Origin of the sequence: Streptomyces sp. NBC_01439, assembly GCF_036227605.1 — a bacterium.
GTDB lineage: Bacteria > Actinomycetota > Actinomycetes > Streptomycetales > Streptomycetaceae > Streptomyces.
This window is the reverse complement of the sequence record NZ_CP109487.1, coordinates 3,574,081-3,588,659: the sequence shown is the minus strand read 5'-3', so window position 1 is coordinate 3,588,659 and position 14,579 is coordinate 3,574,081. Positions and strand designations below refer to the sequence as shown.

16 protein-coding genes are annotated in these 14,579 nt (G+C 71.1%); 5 read left to right on the top strand and 11 right to left on the bottom strand.

Features of this window, described 5'->3' with window-relative positions:
* Positions 1-58: 58 nt before the first annotated feature.
* Entirely contained in the window at positions 59-844 is a 786-nt protein-coding gene (gene nagB / locus OG207_RS15495) for a glucosamine-6-phosphate deaminase (protein ID WP_329099115.1), read from the bottom strand.
* A gap of 260 nt (positions 845-1,104) precedes the next feature.
* Here nagB and OG207_RS15490 point away from each other — a divergent pair, with 260 nt between their 5' ends.
* A complete protein-coding gene (locus OG207_RS15490) occupies positions 1,105-1,989 on the top strand; it encodes a leishmanolysin-related zinc metalloendopeptidase (RefSeq protein WP_329099114.1) in 885 nt (294 codons plus the stop codon).
* Between the two features lie 78 nt (positions 1,990-2,067).
* Here the strand turns inward: OG207_RS15490 and OG207_RS15485 are convergent, their stop codons facing one another.
* Positions 2,068-2,829 carry an SDR family oxidoreductase gene (locus tag OG207_RS15485; protein ID WP_329099113.1) on the bottom strand — a complete coding sequence of 254 codons (762 nt, stop codon included), beginning with the start codon at positions 2,827-2,829 and terminating at the stop codon, positions 2,068-2,070.
* Positions 2,830-2,913: 84 nt separating this feature from the next.
* Here OG207_RS15485 and OG207_RS15480 point away from each other — a divergent pair, with 84 nt between their 5' ends.
* Together OG207_RS15480 and OG207_RS15475 are read left to right on the top strand one after the other, a co-directional pair.
* Positions 2,914-3,510, top strand: coding sequence for a TetR/AcrR family transcriptional regulator (locus OG207_RS15480; protein WP_329099112.1), 597 nt, complete (start codon positions 2,914-2,916; stop codon positions 3,508-3,510).
* Positions 3,511-3,883: 373 nt separating this feature from the next.
* A complete protein-coding gene (locus tag OG207_RS15475; protein ID WP_329107651.1) occupies positions 3,884-5,353 on the top strand; it encodes a sensor histidine kinase in 1,470 nt (489 codons plus the stop codon).
* Positions 5,354-5,500: 147 nt separating this feature from the next.
* On the opposite strand, the gene OG207_RS15470 is transcribed toward OG207_RS15475, so the two are convergent.
* A complete protein-coding gene (locus tag OG207_RS15470; RefSeq protein ID WP_003953983.1) occupies positions 5,501-5,758 on the bottom strand; it encodes a WhiB family transcriptional regulator in 258 nt (85 codons plus the stop codon).
* 324 nt (positions 5,759-6,082) lie between these two features.
* Positions 6,083-7,048 (bottom strand): diacylglycerol/lipid kinase family protein, encoded by a 966-nt coding sequence (locus OG207_RS15465; RefSeq protein WP_030385973.1) that lies wholly within the window; start codon positions 7,046-7,048, stop codon positions 6,083-6,085.
* A gap of 84 nt (positions 7,049-7,132) precedes the next feature.
* Here OG207_RS15465 and OG207_RS15460 point away from each other — a divergent pair, with 84 nt between their 5' ends.
* Positions 7,133-7,582 (top strand): hypothetical protein, encoded by a 450-nt coding sequence (locus OG207_RS15460; protein ID WP_329099111.1) that lies wholly within the window; start codon positions 7,133-7,135, stop codon positions 7,580-7,582.
* Positions 7,583-7,649: 67 nt separating this feature from the next.
* Here OG207_RS15460 and OG207_RS15455 read toward each other — a convergent pair whose 3' ends face one another.
* From OG207_RS15455 to OG207_RS15445, 3 genes are all read right to left on the bottom strand, one after another.
* The gene (locus tag OG207_RS15455; protein ID WP_443072866.1) at positions 7,650-8,678 is read right to left on the bottom strand and encodes an RNA polymerase sigma factor SigF; all 1,029 of its coding nucleotides are present in this window, start codon (positions 8,676-8,678) and stop codon (positions 7,650-7,652) included.
* Positions 8,679-8,695: 17 nt separating this feature from the next.
* Entirely contained in the window at positions 8,696-9,109 is a 414-nt protein-coding gene (locus OG207_RS15450; RefSeq protein WP_030012703.1) for an anti-sigma regulatory factor, read from the bottom strand.
* A 200-nt stretch (positions 9,110-9,309) separates the two neighbouring features.
* A complete protein-coding gene (locus OG207_RS15445) occupies positions 9,310-9,570 on the bottom strand; it encodes a UBP-type zinc finger domain-containing protein (RefSeq protein WP_329099109.1) in 261 nt (86 codons plus the stop codon).
* 212 nt (positions 9,571-9,782) lie between these two features.
* On the opposite strand from OG207_RS15445, the gene OG207_RS15440 reads away from it, so the two are divergent.
* The gene (locus tag OG207_RS15440; protein WP_329099108.1) at positions 9,783-11,363 is read left to right on the top strand and encodes a Na+/H+ antiporter; all 1,581 of its coding nucleotides are present in this window, start codon (positions 9,783-9,785) and stop codon (positions 11,361-11,363) included.
* Between the two features lie 11 nt (positions 11,364-11,374).
* Here OG207_RS15440 and OG207_RS15435 read toward each other — a convergent pair whose 3' ends face one another.
* The 4 genes from OG207_RS15435 to OG207_RS15425 all read right to left on the bottom strand — a co-directional run bounded on the left by OG207_RS15435 (position 11,375) and on the right by OG207_RS15425 (position 14,489).
* A complete protein-coding gene (locus tag OG207_RS15435; protein WP_329099107.1) occupies positions 11,375-12,283 on the bottom strand; it encodes a 1-aminocyclopropane-1-carboxylate deaminase/D-cysteine desulfhydrase in 909 nt (302 codons plus the stop codon).
* Positions 12,280-12,462: a DUF7848 domain-containing protein gene (locus OG207_RS44070; RefSeq protein WP_443072716.1), complete on the bottom strand. Its 183-nt coding sequence runs from the start codon at positions 12,460-12,462 to the stop codon at positions 12,280-12,282. The genes OG207_RS15435 and OG207_RS44070 overlap by 4 nt, the downstream gene beginning before the upstream one ends.
* A 114-nt stretch (positions 12,463-12,576) precedes the next feature.
* On the bottom strand, positions 12,577-13,167 hold the full coding sequence (locus OG207_RS15430) for an N-acetylmuramoyl-L-alanine amidase (RefSeq protein WP_329099106.1): 591 nt from the start codon (positions 13,165-13,167) through the stop codon (positions 12,577-12,579).
* Positions 13,168-13,292: 125 nt separating this feature from the next.
* Positions 13,293-14,489 (bottom strand): globin domain-containing protein, encoded by a 1,197-nt coding sequence (locus OG207_RS15425; RefSeq protein ID WP_329099105.1) that lies wholly within the window; start codon positions 14,487-14,489, stop codon positions 13,293-13,295.
* Between the last annotated feature and the right edge of the window lie 90 nt (positions 14,490-14,579).

Here is a 14,579-nt window from a genome sequence, read left to right as displayed (position 1 = left end):
CACGCCGAAGGGCCTGGCCCCCAGGGGAGTCCAGGCCCTTCGTGTCGCGCCGGTGCGGCTACAGGCCCTGCCAGGCGGGCTTGTTGGCGTAGGTGTGGCGGAAGTAGTCGGCCAGCTTCAGCTTCGAGGCCGCGGCCTCGTCCACGATCACGGTGGCGTGCCGGTGCAGCTGCAGCGCGGAGGCCGGGACCAGCGCGGACAGCGGGCCCTCGACGGTCTGCACGACGGCCTCGGCCTTGCCCTCGCCGGTGGCCAGGAGCACCAGGTGGCGGGCGTCGAGGATGGTGCCGATGCCCTGGGTGATGACGTGGTGCGGCACCTGCTCCAGGTCGTTGTCGAAGAAGCGCGCGTTGTCCACACGGGTCTGCTGCGTCAGCGTCTTGATGCGGGTGCGGGAGGCGAGCGAGGAGCAGGGCTCGTTGAAGCCGATGTGGCCGTCCGTGCCGATGCCGAGCAGTTGGAGGTCGACGCCGCCGGCCTCGGCCAGGGCGCGGTCGTAGGCCTCGCACGCGCCGACGATGTCCTCGGCCGAACCGTCGGGGCCCATGAACGAGGCCTCGGACAGGCCCAGGGGCTCCACGACCTCGCGGAGCACGACCGCGCGGTAGGACTCGGGGTGCCCGGCCGGCAGGCCGACGTACTCGTCGAGCTGGCAGATCCGGGCCCTCGAGGCGTCGACCCGGCCGGCCTTGACCTTGGCGGCGAGGGCCTCGTAGACGGGCAGCGGGGTAGAGCCGGTCGCCACGCCGAGCAGGGCGTCGGGCTTGCGCCGCACCAGGGCGGCCATGGCCTCCGCGATGAGCTCGCCGCCTGCCTTGGCGTCCGGGACGATGACAACTTCCACGCGGGGCCTGCCGATCTGGAGTGGGTCGGGTGGTATAGACCAATCTAGCAGAGGGAGCCGGGCGCGGCGGGGGTCTCGCCGCTTTCCATGGTGATCCCGATCCCGCCGCCCGGCCTCCCGGGAGGTCACTCGGGAGGCCGATGCGGTGCACGGTGCCGCAGCCCGTCTGACCTGCGATTAGTTGCCCTGTCTACAACTCATTTGTCGCATAAGGTGGCTTTGGTAGGTAAGTCGTGCTATGTGCGATTGGAGTGGTAGTCATGGCCAGGAATCCGACCTACGCCTTCGAGAGTTACAAAGCCGTGGCGAGCGCCACGCGCGCCGCCGATCTCGCGGAGACCACCTCGCCGTTCCAGATCGAGGTCCGCTTCATCGGAGGGCTGTCCAACAATCAGAAGGACGTCTTCGCCGAGGCGGCCGAGCGCTGGGCACGGGTCATCGTCGGCGACCTGGAGACCGCGGTCATCCACGACTTCAGCGGCGACGTGATCGTCGACGACATCCTGATCGACGCCGAAGGAGTGTTCCTCGACGGCGTCTTCGGCGTCCTCGGAGAGGCCGGGCCGCGCGTCTTCCGGCCGCAGACGGCGCTCGCCGGGGCGGGACTCCCGGCGAAGGCCGTCATGCGGTTCGACAAGGCCGACCTCGGCCAGATGGAAGACGACGGCTCGCTGCTCGACGTCATCACCCACGAGATGGGCCACTGCCTGGGGATCGGCGCGTTCGTCTGGAGCGCCTTCGGTCTTCTGAAGGACTGGCCCCCCACCCCCGGCATTCCCAGCAACCCCACCTTCGTCGGCCCCGGCGCCATGGCGGAGTTCGGCATTCTCCGCGGTGAGGGGCAGCCCCTCTCGGTCCCGGTCGCGAACGTCGGCGGACCGGGCAGCGCGGGAAGCCACTGGCGCGAGACGGTCTTCGGCAATGAGCTGATGTCGCCGACCATCGCCGAAGCCGGCAACCCGCTGAGCCGGCTGACGGCGGCGAGCCTCGGGGACATCGGCTACGAGGTCGACCTCGACGGCGCGGAGCCCTACGAACTGCCCGACCTCATGGCGGTCGCGGCGGCCGGCGAAGGGCCGTCCGAGGCCCCGCGGGGCATCGTGCTCCCCACCGTCCCCAGCTCCATCCCCTCCGAACGGCCGTAGCGCCGTCAGGGCGTGTCCGCGAAGTCCCGCCCCACGGCACCGGACGCCGCGAACCGGCGAACCCTTCCGGTCACGGCACTAGATCAGCGCCAGCTGGAGGCCGCCCGTCGCGTCCAGGTGCTGGCCCGTCACCCAGCGGGAGTCCGGCGAGGCCAGGAAGGCCACCACGTCGGCGACCTCCTCGGCCGTGCCCACCCGATGGAAGACCGAGCGGGCGGCCAGGTGGGACCGGGTCGCCCCGTCGGCGAGGAGGTCCGCATTGAGGTCGGTCTCGGTGATGCCGGGGCCGACCGAGTTCACGGTGATGCCGCGCGGAGCCAGTTCGGCGGCCAGCGACCGGGTCAGTGCGTTCGTGGCGCCCTTGGCCGTGACCGTGGCCAGGATGGCCGGCAGGGCGATGTCCGGGGTGCCGGTCACGTTCACGATCCGGCCCCCGTCGCGCAGTCGCTCCAGCCCGTACTTGATCACGAAGAACGGTGCCTTGGCGTTGAGGGCGTGCGCCCGGTCGTACGTCTCCTCGTCCGTGTCCGCGATCCCCGCGAAGGCCGCCGCCCCGGCGTTGTTGACCAAGACGTCCACGCCCTCGGTGTGGTCGGGATGGGCCGCGTACGCGGCCCAGAGGGCCCGGGCGTCGCCGGGGACGCCGAGCTCCGCCCCGATGGCGAAGGCCCGCCCGCCGGCCGCCCCGATCGCCGCGACGGTCTCCTTCGCCGCTGCGCCGTTGCGCCCGTAGTGCACCGCGACGAGCGCCCCGTCCCGCGCCAACCGCTCCGCCACGGCCCGCCCGATGCCCCGACTGCCGCCGGTGACCAGTGCCGTCTTTCCCTTGAGCACGCCCATGACGCGCCCCCCTCCGGTAATCGCTAGTGGTCGCTACAGAAATGAACGTACCAGATTTCCTAGCGCCCGCTATAGAATGCGGGCATGGTGACCGGACAGCGCGGCAGGCCCCGTTCCTTCGACCGCGACGCCGCCCTCGACAAGGCGATGCTCGCCTTCTGGGAGCGCGGCTACGAGGCGACCTCCATCTCCGACCTGACCGCCTCGCTCGGCATCAGCGCGCCCAGCCTCTACGCGGCCTTCGGCGACAAGCGCAAGCTCTTCGACGAGGTCGTGGTGGTGTACGGCGGCCGGTACGCGGACTTTGCGGGCGTGGCGCTCGCCGAGGAACCCACCGCCCGGGCGGCCGTCGCCCGCATCCTGCGCGAGGCCGCCGACATCTACACCGACCCGGCCCACCCGCCGGGCTGCATGGTGATCAGTGCCGCGATCAACACCACCTCGGACGAGGTGGCGCAGGCGCTCCGCGAGCGCCGCAACGCCAACCTGGTGATGTTCGAGAGCCGGATCCGGGCCGACGTGGCGACGGGGGTGTTGCCCGCGGACACAGACGCGCGGGCGCTGGCCCGGTACGCCGGAGCGGTGCTCCAGGGGATGTCCCAGCAGTCGCGCGACGGGGCGACCCGGGAAGAACTGGAGGCGGTGGCCGAGCGGGCCCTGCTGGCCTGGCCCGCGGCCTGACCGGCCGGAGCGCGCTCTTCGCGCGGGAGTTCCTCTGGGCCACGGTGCAGGACGGGACCCTCGACCCGCCCGGCACCGTAGCCCGGAGTACTTACGGCCGACAGGTGTGCGGTTCCCGACGGCCGGTGGAGGTGCCTGCGCGGTCAGGGCAGAGCGCGCCGCTTACCTCGATCCGTCCTCCTGTGCGGGGAGGGCGGAGGTTCTGAAATCAATTGTGGACTAGACCATTCTGTTCTGTCCATCCAATGACAGGGCCTGGAAACCCGTCACTTCCTCCAACAGTACGCGGCTCGCGCCCCCCTTGGATACTCCTGAGTACCGTCGTGGGGAAAGTCATGGCGCATACCCGGGGTACGCTCGCAACGTGCCCTCCATGAACGACCTCGTACGCCAGCACACCGCTCTCGGTGAAACCGACCTGGAGTGGCTCCACCTGCTGGTTTCGGAGTGGCAGCTGCTCTCCGACCTGTCCTTCGCCGACCTCGTCCTGTGGGTTCCCACCCTCGACGGCACGCGGTACGTCTCGGTCGCCCAGATGCGCCCGAACACCGGCCCCACCTCGTACCAGGACGACATGGTCGGCCACCTGGTGCCGCGCGGCCGCCGCCCGCTGCTGGACGCCGCGCTCGACGAGGGCCGGATCGTGCGCGAGGGCGACCCCGAGTGGCGCGAGGAGGTACCGGTCCGCGTTGAGTCGATCCCCGTCCGCCGCGAGGGGCGGGTACTGGGAGTGATCGCGCGCAACACCAATCTGCTCACTGTGCGTACACCGAGCCGGCTGGAGCTGACCTACCTCCAGTCCGCCTCCGACCTCGCACAGATGATCGCGGCGGGCTCCTTCCCGTTCCCCGGCCAGCAGGTCGACATGGACGCCTCCCCGCGGGTCGGGGACGGCCTGATCCGCCTCGACGCCGACGGCGTGGTCACCTACGCCTCGCCGAACGCGCTCTCCGCCTACCACCGGCTCGGCCTCGCCTCCGACCTCGTGGGTCAGCACCTGGGCAACATCACGGCCGAACTCGCCCCCTCCCGCGGACCGGTGGACGAGGCCCTGGTCAAGCTCGCCAGCGGCTGGGCCCCCCGGGAGACCGAGGTCGACGGCAACGGCGGGGTCATCCAGCTCCGCGCCATCCCGCTCAAGCCGAAGGGCACTCGGATCGGCTCCCTGGTGCTGTGCCGCGACGTCACCGAACTGCGTCGTCGCGAACGCGAATTGATCACCAAGGACGCGACCATCCGGGAGATCCACCACCGGGTGAAGAACAACCTCCAGACCGTGGCCGCACTGTTGCGGCTCCAGTCCCGCCGGATGGATTCGCCGCAGGGCCGCGAGGCGCTGAACGAGGCCGTGCGCCGTGTCGGATCGATCGCGATCGTGCACGAGACGCTGTCTCAGAACCTCGACGAGCGGGTCGAGTTCGACGAGATCGCCGACCGCGTCATCGCGATGGTCTCGGAGATCTCCCCGGGGAAGGTCGCCTGCCGGCGCGTCGGCAGGTTCGGGATCCTGGACGCGGAGGTTGCCACTCCGCTGTCGATGGTGCTGACGGAGATCTTGCAGAACGCCCTGGAGCACGCCTTCACCCAGGGGGAGGGCGGCACCGTGGAGGTGGCCGCGATCCGCAGCGGAACCGGTCGCACCGACGGCCGGCTGCTGATCACCGTGCTCGACGACGGCAGCGGTCTGCCCGAGGGGTTCGACCCCCAGCGCGCCGGCAACCTCGGGCTGCAGATCGTACGGACCCTCGTGGAGGGGGAGCTCGGCGGCACGTTCGACATGCTCCCGGCCGAGCCGCGCGGCACCAAGGTCGTCCTCGACATCCCGTCCAGCCCGCAGAAGTAGCAGCCGTGCCGTGACTCAGCGTTACGGTCCGGCTTTCCCGAACAGCACTGAGCCCCGGACCGAATCATTCGGTCCGGGGCTCAAGAGCACGGTGCTGAGCGCTTGTTCGGTTACTACGCGCTGCGCGTCGAGGCTCGAAAGTCGTTGTCAGGCGCTGGCGTTGCGCGCCCGGTTGCGAGCGGCGCGGCGCTTCATGGCGCGGCGCTCGTCCTCGCTGAGACCGCCCCAGACACCGGAGTCCTGACCGGACTCGAGCGCCCACTGCAGGCACTGCTCCATGACGGGGCAACGGCGGCAGACGGCCTTGGCTTCCTCGATCTGCAGCAGCGCAGGACCGGTGTTGCCGATGGGGAAGAAGAGTTCCGGGTCTTCCTCACGACAAACGGCGTTGTGACGCCAGTCCATGGCTGCTCCATCTCCTTGTATTGCGGGCAAGTTGCTTGTGAATGTGAACGCTTTCACGAATCCCCCCGCGAGGGAAGGGCGACCGCCCGGTTTCACGCGGGTGATCAGTTAGAGATTCGTGGAGGGGTTCTGGCGGTCTGTGTGGGTGCCGGGTGTTGCGGGCTGTCCCGATCGCCATGAAGAGATTCGCAAACCTCGGACGGGGATACAACCCCTTCCGGAAAGTTTTTTTTGATTCGTCGGTGTCTACTAGGTCACAGCCCTACATCGTGAGGGTGGACTGGCGCGTAAACGTTCGAGTGAAAGGCCTCCGGGCCCTTCTACTCACACAATCACACGCAGTGCCCGGCGTACGCCTGTGAACCGAACGCTGGTCCGCAGTCCGAGGTGATCACCGTCCATCTGGAAGGGAAGCGGAACCTTCGAATGCAAGGTGAAGTCGGTCAGATCGTGCAGAGACACCGCGTGCTTGCCGTGTGGACCCCGCTCAGGAGTGGAGGTCAGGAGCTGTGTCGCGTACCGCGCGACTGCTGGAGTTGACAAACGGTTCAGTGCCAATACGTCAAGCGCAGTATCGAACGAGGCTTCGGGCGAGGCGTAAAGCGGACGATTCCCCAGATACGTCCACGGTGACGTATTGCACACTATCGACAGCACCAGATCGGTCACCGGGTCCGCGCCGGGGCGCTCCAAGGTGACCGTGCCGTGACGCCGGTTCGGTTCCTCCCAGAACTGGCGCATCAGCTGTCGCACGTACAGGGCGTGCGTCGAACGCTTGCCGCGCTCGCGCTGCTGCTCCACCCGGCCCACCACACCCGCGTCGAAGCCGAAGCCCGCGCAGAAGGTGAACCAGCGGGCCGGGACCGACTCGTCCTCCGTGCCCGGGGTGCCGGCCGCCAGGCCCAGGCCCACCGTCCGCTCGCGTTGCTCCCGCAGCGCATCCAGCAGGGCGCCGGTCGCCTCGACCGCGTCGTTGGGCAGTCCCAGGGCGCGCGCGAACACGTTGGTGGAGCCGCCGGGAACCACCGCCAGCCGCGGCAGCCGCTCCGGATCGGGGCCGTTGTGCAGGAGCCCGTTGACCACCTCGTTGACCGTGCCGTCGCCACCGAGGGCGACGACGAGGTCGAGCCCCTCGTGCGCGGCCTTGCGCCCCAGGTCCCTGGCATGGCCGCGGTACTCGGTGGTGACCGCCTCCAGCTTCATCTCGCTGGCCAGGGCATGGGTCAGGACGTCGCGCGTGCGCGCACTGGTGGTCGTCGCTGCTGGGTTGGCCACGAGAAGTGCACGCATGAGCGCCAGACTACCCACCCCTTCGGACGCCGACCCTACTGCCCGTCCCCTCCGGGGTCCGGGACGCGCCGCTACTCTGCTGGAGTGAGTAAGAAGCAGCCCGCGAACGCCCCCGCCTCCGCCGCCGTCCCGACCGCCGAGCTGCCCGGCCGGCTGACCGCGGCCGCCGCGCTCACCGCCCTGGAGGGCCTGGCGCTGGCCGGCCTCGGGCTCTACATGCTGTTCGTGGGGATCGCCGGTGACCCCGATTCCCCGCAGCAGGCCGAGACGGGCGGGATCACCCTGCTCGCGCTCGCCGCGCTGCCGCTGGTCGCGGCCCGCGGGCTGCGCCTGGGCCGCCGCTGGAGCCGCGGCCCGGCCCTGATCACCCAGCTGATGGCGCTGCCGGTGGCCTGGACCCTCTACAGCACCGGCGGCGCGATGATCGCCGCCGCCGTGGCGCTGGCCGTGGCCGCGGTGGCCGTCGTCGCGCTCCTGGTGAATCCGACGGCGACCGAGGCCCTGGGCATCGGGCCGGGGGATCAGGCCCGATAACCGATCGTCCGGCTCCTCCCCGCCCGTCGGTTCCCCGTCCGTCTACTCCCCCTCGTCTCCTCCTCGACTATTCCTCGACGAGGAGCTTCTCGCGGAGCTGGGCCAGGGTGCGGGCCAGCAGCCGGGAGACGTGCATCTGGGAGATGCCGACCTCCTGGGCGATCTGCGACTGGGTCATGTTGCCGAAGAAGCGAAGCAGCAGGATCCGCTTCTCCCGCGGCGGCAGGCCCTCCAGCAACGGCTTGAGGGACTCGCGGTACTCGACGCCCTCCAGGGCCTCGTCCTCCGCACCCAGGGTGTCCGCGACCGCCGGCGACTCGTCGTCGGTGTCCGGGACGTCGAGGGAGAGCGTGCTGTAGGCATTGGCCGATTCCAGCCCCTCCAGCACCTCCTCCTCGGAGATCCCCAGCCGCTCGGCCAGTTCGTGCACCGTCGGGGAGCGGCCGTGCTGCTGGGACAGTTCGGCCGTGGCCGTCGTCAGCGAGAGCCGCAGCTCCTGCAGACGGCGCGGCACCCGCACCGCCCACCCCTTGTCACGGAAGTGGCGTTTGATCTCGCCGACCACCGTGGGCGTGGCGTACGTGGAGAACTCGACCCCGCGGTCCGGGTCGAACCGGTCCACGGATTTGATGAGGCCGATCGTCGCGACCTGGGTCAGGTCGTCGAGCGGCTCACCGCGGTTGCGGAAGCGCCGCGCCAGGTGTTCCACCAGCGGCAGGTGCATCCGTACCAGCCGGTTGCGCAGCTCGGCCTTCTCCACCGACCCGTCGGGCAGCGCCCGCAGCTCGATGAACAGGGCCCGCGCGCCGCTGCGGTCGCGCGGATCCGGCAGCGCCGGAGTCACCGGGAACACCGGCACCGGCGGTACCGGGGGCACCACCGGGGGCGGGGCCTCGGCCCCGGCTCCCGTCCCGGCCGGCCGGTCTGGTTGTGGTTGTTCCTGCTGGTTCTCGCTCATAGGGCCCGCCCGTCGCTCCGCCGAGTCCAAAAAGCCGTCTTCCGCATCCGCATCAGCCGGGTGCGGCCGGGCGTGCTGCTGCTCCGGGATGCCGCCGTCGACCTCGTGCCGTACCCGGGGCCGATCCCCGCCCCGCACCGGGATCTCCCCGCCGCTCACGCCGGGCCTGGTCCCGCGCCGCGCTGTTTGTAGAGGCTGATGCTCACCGTCCGGTTCTCCTCGACCGTGGCCTCGACCTTGCCGGCCAGCGCCGACAGGACCGTCCACGCGAACGTGTCGCGCTCCGGTGCGCGCCCGTCGGTGGTCGGCGCCGAGACGGTCACTTCCAGCGAATCGTCGATCAGCCGGAACACGCAACTGAGGACGGAGCCCGGCACGGCCTGCTGGAGCAGGATCGCGCAGGCCTCGTCCACCGCGATGCGGAGGTCCTCGATCTCGTCGAGGGTGAAGTCCAAACGTGCCGCGAGACCGGCCGTGGCCGTCCGCAGCACCGACAGGTAGGCACCCGCAGCGGGCAGCCGGACTTCCACGAAGTCCTGAGTCCCGGGCTCGCCTGCGATCTGGGACACCCTCACCTCCAAGGTGGTACGAGCTCTGTTCGCCGGTGACGCTATCGCGATCCGGGCGATCGTGTCGCGGCACCCCTCTAGGCACCCGCGTACCCCGCCTGCGAGCCAGTGACTGATGGTAAGCCCATGGGTACGCACAGTGGCTAGGGGTCTGCGGGGCCCAAATCAGGGGAACCGGCGGAGGGTTGAACTACCCCGCTTCAGACGATCGAACCGTCGACGAAACACCAGCGCCAGGTCTCACCCGGTTCGAAGCTCCGCATCACCGGGTGGCCGGTCTCCTGGTGGTGTGCGGTGGCGTGCCGGTGGGGCGAGGAATCACAGCAGGCCACGTACCCGCACGACAGGCACATCCGCAGTTGCACGGGGTGGCTGTCGAGGGCCAGGCATTCGGGGCAGGTGTGGTGGGAGGGCACCGGTTCGGGGCGCGGCAGTTCGGCAACGTGGGTGCACTCGCTCATCGCATTCTCCTTGTACCGGAACCCCGGCCTTCAGTCTCGGGGCGAACCGCGCGCACGGGACGGAGCTGCGATGCAGCGGAGTGTCGATGCGTCACGCTTTGACCGGAGCTTGATCTCGTACAGAATACGTTCCCGCCGTGCGAGTCATGGGGATCTCCTCGGCCAAGCCCGCGCGTTCGGGGCGAGCGGCCGACGATTGAGGTGGATCTTCGATGGAGGTATTGCCGCTGGTGGCGCTGGTCGCCGGTAGCGCGGCCGTCGCGGGGCTGGCGCGCCGCACCCCGGTGCCCGCACCGCTGCTGCTGGTCGCCGCCGGTCTGCTGGCCGCGTACGTCCCGGGGGTGCCCGCCTACGCCCTCGACCCGCACATCGTGCTGCCGCTGCTGCTGCCGCCGCTGCTGTACACGGCCGCCGTGGACAGCTCGTACCTGGACCTGCGCGCGAACGTCCGGCCGATCGCCATGCTGTCGGTGGGCTACGTGCTCTTCGCGACGGTGGCCGTCGGGTACGCGGCGTACTTGCTGGTGCCGGGGCTCTCGCTGCCGGTGGCGCTGGTGCTGGGCGCGGTGATCGCCCCGCCGGACGCCGTCGCCGCCACCGCCATCGCCCGCAAGCTGCGGCTGCCGAACCGCATCACGACCATCCTGCAGGGCGAGTCCCTGGTCAACGACGCCACCGCGATCACCGCGTACAAGGTGGCGCTGGCCGCGGCCGTCGGGGTGAGCGCCGGCTGGGCGGGCGGCATCGCGGAGTTCCTGCTGGCCTCGGTCGGCGGCATCGGCGTCGGCCTGCTGCTGATGGTGCCGATCCACCAGCTGCGCACGCGGCTGAAGGAGCCGCTGCTCCAGAACACCCTGTCGTTGCTGATCCCCTTCGTGGCGTACGCGGCCGCCGAGCGGGTGCACGCCTCCGGGGTGCTCGCGGTGGTCGTGGTCGCGCTGTACCTCGGGCACCGGAACTGGCAGGTCGACTTCGCCACCCGGCTCCAGGAGGAGGCGGTGTGGAAGGTGGTCGCCTTCGTGTTGGAGTCGGTGGTCTTCGCGCTGATCGGGCTCCAGCTGCCGGTGGTCCTCACGGGGCTCGGGGAGTACGACGGCCTGCACGCGGCCACCTACGCGATCGCCGTGTTCCTCGCGGTGGTGGTGGCCCGGTTCCTGTGGGTGTTCCCGGCGACCTTCGTGCCCCGCTGGCTGTCGCCGCGGATCCGGGACCGGGAGACGGAGACCGACTGGAAGGCCCCGGTGATCGTGGGGTGGGCCGGGATGCGGGGCGTGGTCTCGTTGGCCATCGCCTTCTCGGTGCCGATGTCGGTGCCGCACCGGAACCTGATCCTCTTCCTGACCTTCACCACGGTCATCGGGACGCTGGTGGTGCAGGGGCTGACGCTGCCACCGCTGATCCGGGCGTTGAAGTTGCCGCCGAAGGACGTGCAGGCCGAGACCCTGGCGGAGGCGCAGGCGCAGAGCGAGGCCTCGCGGGCGGCCGAGGAGCGGCTGGCGGAGCTGCTGGAGGAGCCGGAGAACAGCACGCTGCCGCCGCCGCTGGCGGACCGGCTGCGGACGGTGATGGAGCGCCGGCGCAACGCGGTGTGGGAGCGGCTGGGCGAGGTCAACCCGGAGACGGGGGAGTCGGCGGACGACGTCTACCGGCGGCTCGCGCGGGAGATGATCGCGGCCGAACGGGAGGTCTTCGTGACGCTGCGTGACGACCGCCGGATCGACGACGAAATGCTGCGGGCGCTCCTACGCAGGCTGGACCTGGAGGAGGCCGCGGCCTACCGCGAGGAGGGCTGAGCGCGCACCCCCTACGGCCGGCCCGTGACGACGGCGGCGAGGACCGTGCCGCGCGCGAAGGCGCCGGCCGCGGTGAGTTCGGTCAGCGCCCAGAGCAGCTTGGCCACGTAGATCCGCTCCACCGGGAGGCCGTGGCGGGACCCGAAGTCGGCGGCGAAGGCCTCCAGCTCGGCCGGGACCCGGGCGTAGCCGCCGTGGTGGAAGTCCTCGGCCAGGGTCCACGCGCCGGCCGGACCCCCGAAGGCGGCGGCCTGGAGGGAACGTATCTCCGCGGTCAGGAAACCGCCCGCCAGGACCGGAACCCCGAGCGCGCGCTGCCCGGGGGCCAGCCCGGCCGCGAGGCCGGCCAGCGTTCCGCCGGTACCGCAGGCCACTGCCACGACGTCGGCGGCGCCGCGCAGTTCACGGCCGAGCTCGGCGCAGCCGCGCAGGGCGAGGGCGTTGCTGCCGCCCTCGGGGACCACGTACGCGCCGCCCGCGCCCGCCGCGTCCACCAGCCGGGCCAGTTCCCGCGGCTCGGCCTTGCGGCGGTACTCCGACCGGGACACGAAGTGCAGCCGCATTCCGTCGGCGGCGCACCGGGCGAGCGACTCGTTCAGGGGCCGGCGGGCCAGCTCGTCCCCGCGCACGATGCCGACCGTCCGCAGCCCGAGCAGCCGCCCGGCGGCCGCGGTGGCCCGCAGGTGGTTGGAGTACGCCCCGCCGAAGGTGACCAGGCCGTCGTGGCCGGCGTCCACGGCCGCGCGCAGGTTGGGCGCGAGCTTGCGCCACTTGTTGCCGGGCAGTTCGGGGTGCACGAGGTCGTCGCGCTTGAGCAGGAGCCGTACGCCGTGGCGCTCGAACCCGTCGTCGTGGACCTCCTGCAGGGGCGACGGCGGGCGGGGCTGTAGGAGCACGTCAACGTTCGCGGGGCGGTTCACCCTTCCATTGTGGGGCGCCGCGCTCCCTGACACCGCATGCCGGAGCCGGAGCCGGAGCCGGAGCGTGAAGGCGCGGCCCCGGCACCGCGGGTGACGCGCGCGTGATCGGTGACCACGCGCCGGAACGGGCGGTGCCCGGTCCGCCCGGCGTGCCGAAGGGCCCGGTCCCGGGCACCCACCCGTTCGTCGTGAGCACCGAACCCGGCCCCGCAGCCCGCGGCGACACGGAACGCCCCGCGGAGGCATGACCCCGTACCCCGGCTGCCCCCGCTGGTGTTCGGCAACCGGTGGGATTACTTCAGGCGCTCGGCGATGCGGTCGCGCATGGAATCCATCGTGAAGCCCCGGGGGTCGACCTTGCCCGGCTGCCATTCGCGGTGGCCGATCACCGAGCGGGCCGTCCAGCGGTGTATCCGGCACACGGCCGCCGAGGCGCGGGCGATGGCGTCGAGCTGGACCGCCGGCCAGGGGTCCTGGCCGTCGCCGAGGTTCTCGCACTCGAAGCCGTAGAAGTGGCGGTTGCCGTCGGTGTCCGTCTCGTTGTCCGGCGGCAGCCGCTTCTCGGCGATCACCGCCGCCAGGACGTCGGAATCGCCGGCGCCCGCGTGGTTGGCGCGGCCGTATCCCACGAGGTGGACGCGGCCGTCCTTGGCGATCACCCCGTGGCAGAGCGGGCCGGGCAGGTCGCCGTGGCCGTTCCGGCAGAGCTCGACCGTGTACGGGGTGCCGCGGGTGACGGTGTGGTGGATCATCACCCCGTGCACGGGTCCCCAAGGGCCCTTGTGGTTGCGGTTGTGGGTGCGCCAGGCGCCGACTTCGACGACGGTGAGGCCCTCGTTGCGCAGTGCGTTGATGAAACGGTCCGCGGACATGGGTGCGGACATGGCCGCCTCCTTCGTTGCGGTGCGGGCCGGGCACCCTCTGTGCCTGGCCCGTCACCCTCCGGTTTAGTGGAGGCAGTCCTTCCGCGGCTAGTGCATTCGTACGGTGAGCGATCCGATCCGGCCAATCAGGCCGATGCGAGCCACAGGTCCGGGCCGAAGACCTCGTAGTGGATGTCGGCGGCCGGCAGCCCCTTGGCGATCAGCTGTTCGCGCACGGCCCGCATGAAGGGGAGCGGTCCGCACAGGTAGGCCCTGGTGCCCGGGGCGAGGGGGACGTCCGAGAGGTCCATGCGGCCCTCGCCGTCGCCCGGCTCCGCCGACTCCTCGTACCAGAACCGGGCCGAGGCGTCGGCCAGTTTGTGCGTCAGTGCCCGGTGGTCGCCCCGCAGCGGGTGGTCGGCGGGGGAGCGGTCGGCGTGCAGCACGGTCACCGGGGCGGCGTGCCCGGTGTCGGCCAGGTGCTCCAGCATCGAGAGCATCGGGGTGCAGCCGATGCCGGCCGAGGCGAGCAGCACCGGGGCGGCCGAGTCCGCCAGGACCAGGTCGCCGTAGGGGGCCGAGACCCGCAGGGTGGCTCCGGCGTGGACCCGGGCGTGCAGGTGGTTGGAGACCTCGCCGTCGGGGCCCGCGGCGGCCGGGCCGTGGACCCGCTTGACGGTGATCGCGCGGACCGCGGAGCCCGGGGAGGTGATGAGGCTGTACTGGCGGATCTGGCGGGCACCGTCAGGGAGTTCGACCTGGACCGAGACGTACTGGCCGGGCCGGTGGGCGGGCACCGGGGCGCCGTCCGCGGGGGTGATCCGGAAGGTGGTGCAGTCCGCGGTCTCGGCCACCCGCTCGGTGACGGTCCACTCGCGCCACACGTCGCCGGCGACGACCCGCTGCTCGGCGTAGAGGCGCTCCTCCAGGGTGATCAGGGCGTTCGCCATCAGCCAGTAGACCTCGTCCCAGGCCTGCGCGACCTCGGGAGTGACGGCCTCGCCGAGGACCTCGGCGATCGCCTCGAAGAGGTGTTGGTGGACGACGGCGTACTGCTCGCGGGTGACGCCGAGGCTGGCGTGCTTGTGGGCGATGCGGCCGAGCATCACGTCGGGCCGGGTGTCCGGGTGGGCGAGGAGGTGGGTGGCGAAGGCGGCGACGGAGCCCGCGAGGGCCTGCTGCTGGAGGCCGGCCCGCTGGTTCCCCCGGTTGAAGAGGTCGCGGATCAGCGCCGGGTGGGCCGCGAAGAGCTTGGCGTAGAAGAGCTCGGCTATGTCGCCGATCGCCGCCCTGACGGCGGGCAGGGTGGCTCGTACGGTCGCGCTCGACTTCTCGGACAGCATGCGGAACTCCTCGCGTGATGGACGTGACTGTGTGAATTTGCATCTAAGATGCGTATTTTTGATCGAAGAAAGTCCGTCGTGGTGCGGACT

What these genes read in the sequence shown, in the direction of transcription:
- OG207_RS15490 (WP_329099114.1), top strand. Translation starts at nt 1,105, where the DNA reads ATGGCCAGGAATCCGACCTACGCCTTCGAGAGTTACAAAGCCGTGGCG.
- OG207_RS15485 (WP_329099113.1), bottom strand. Translation starts at nt 2,829, where the DNA reads ATGGGCGTGCTCAAGGGAAAGACGGCACTGGTCACCGGCGGCAGTCGG.
- OG207_RS15480 (WP_329099112.1), top strand. Translation starts at nt 2,914, where the DNA reads ATGGTGACCGGACAGCGCGGCAGGCCCCGTTCCTTCGACCGCGACGCC.
- OG207_RS15475 (WP_329107651.1), top strand. Translation starts at nt 3,884, where the DNA reads ATGAACGACCTCGTACGCCAGCACACCGCTCTCGGTGAAACCGACCTG.
- OG207_RS15470 (WP_003953983.1), bottom strand. Translation starts at nt 5,758, where the DNA reads ATGGACTGGCGTCACAACGCCGTTTGTCGTGAGGAAGACCCGGAACTC.
- OG207_RS15465 (WP_030385973.1), bottom strand. Translation starts at nt 7,048, where the DNA reads ATGCGTGCACTTCTCGTGGCCAACCCAGCAGCGACGACCACCAGTGCG.
- OG207_RS15445 (WP_329099109.1), bottom strand. Translation starts at nt 9,570, where the DNA reads ATGAGCGAGTGCACCCACGTTGCCGAACTGCCGCGCCCCGAACCGGTG.
- OG207_RS15440 (WP_329099108.1), top strand. Translation starts at nt 9,783, where the DNA reads ATGGAGGTATTGCCGCTGGTGGCGCTGGTCGCCGGTAGCGCGGCCGTC.
- OG207_RS15430 (WP_329099106.1), bottom strand. Translation starts at nt 13,167, where the DNA reads ATGTCCGCACCCATGTCCGCGGACCGTTTCATCAACGCACTGCGCAAC.
- OG207_RS15425 (WP_329099105.1), bottom strand. Translation starts at nt 14,489, where the DNA reads ATGCTGTCCGAGAAGTCGAGCGCGACCGTACGAGCCACCCTGCCCGCC.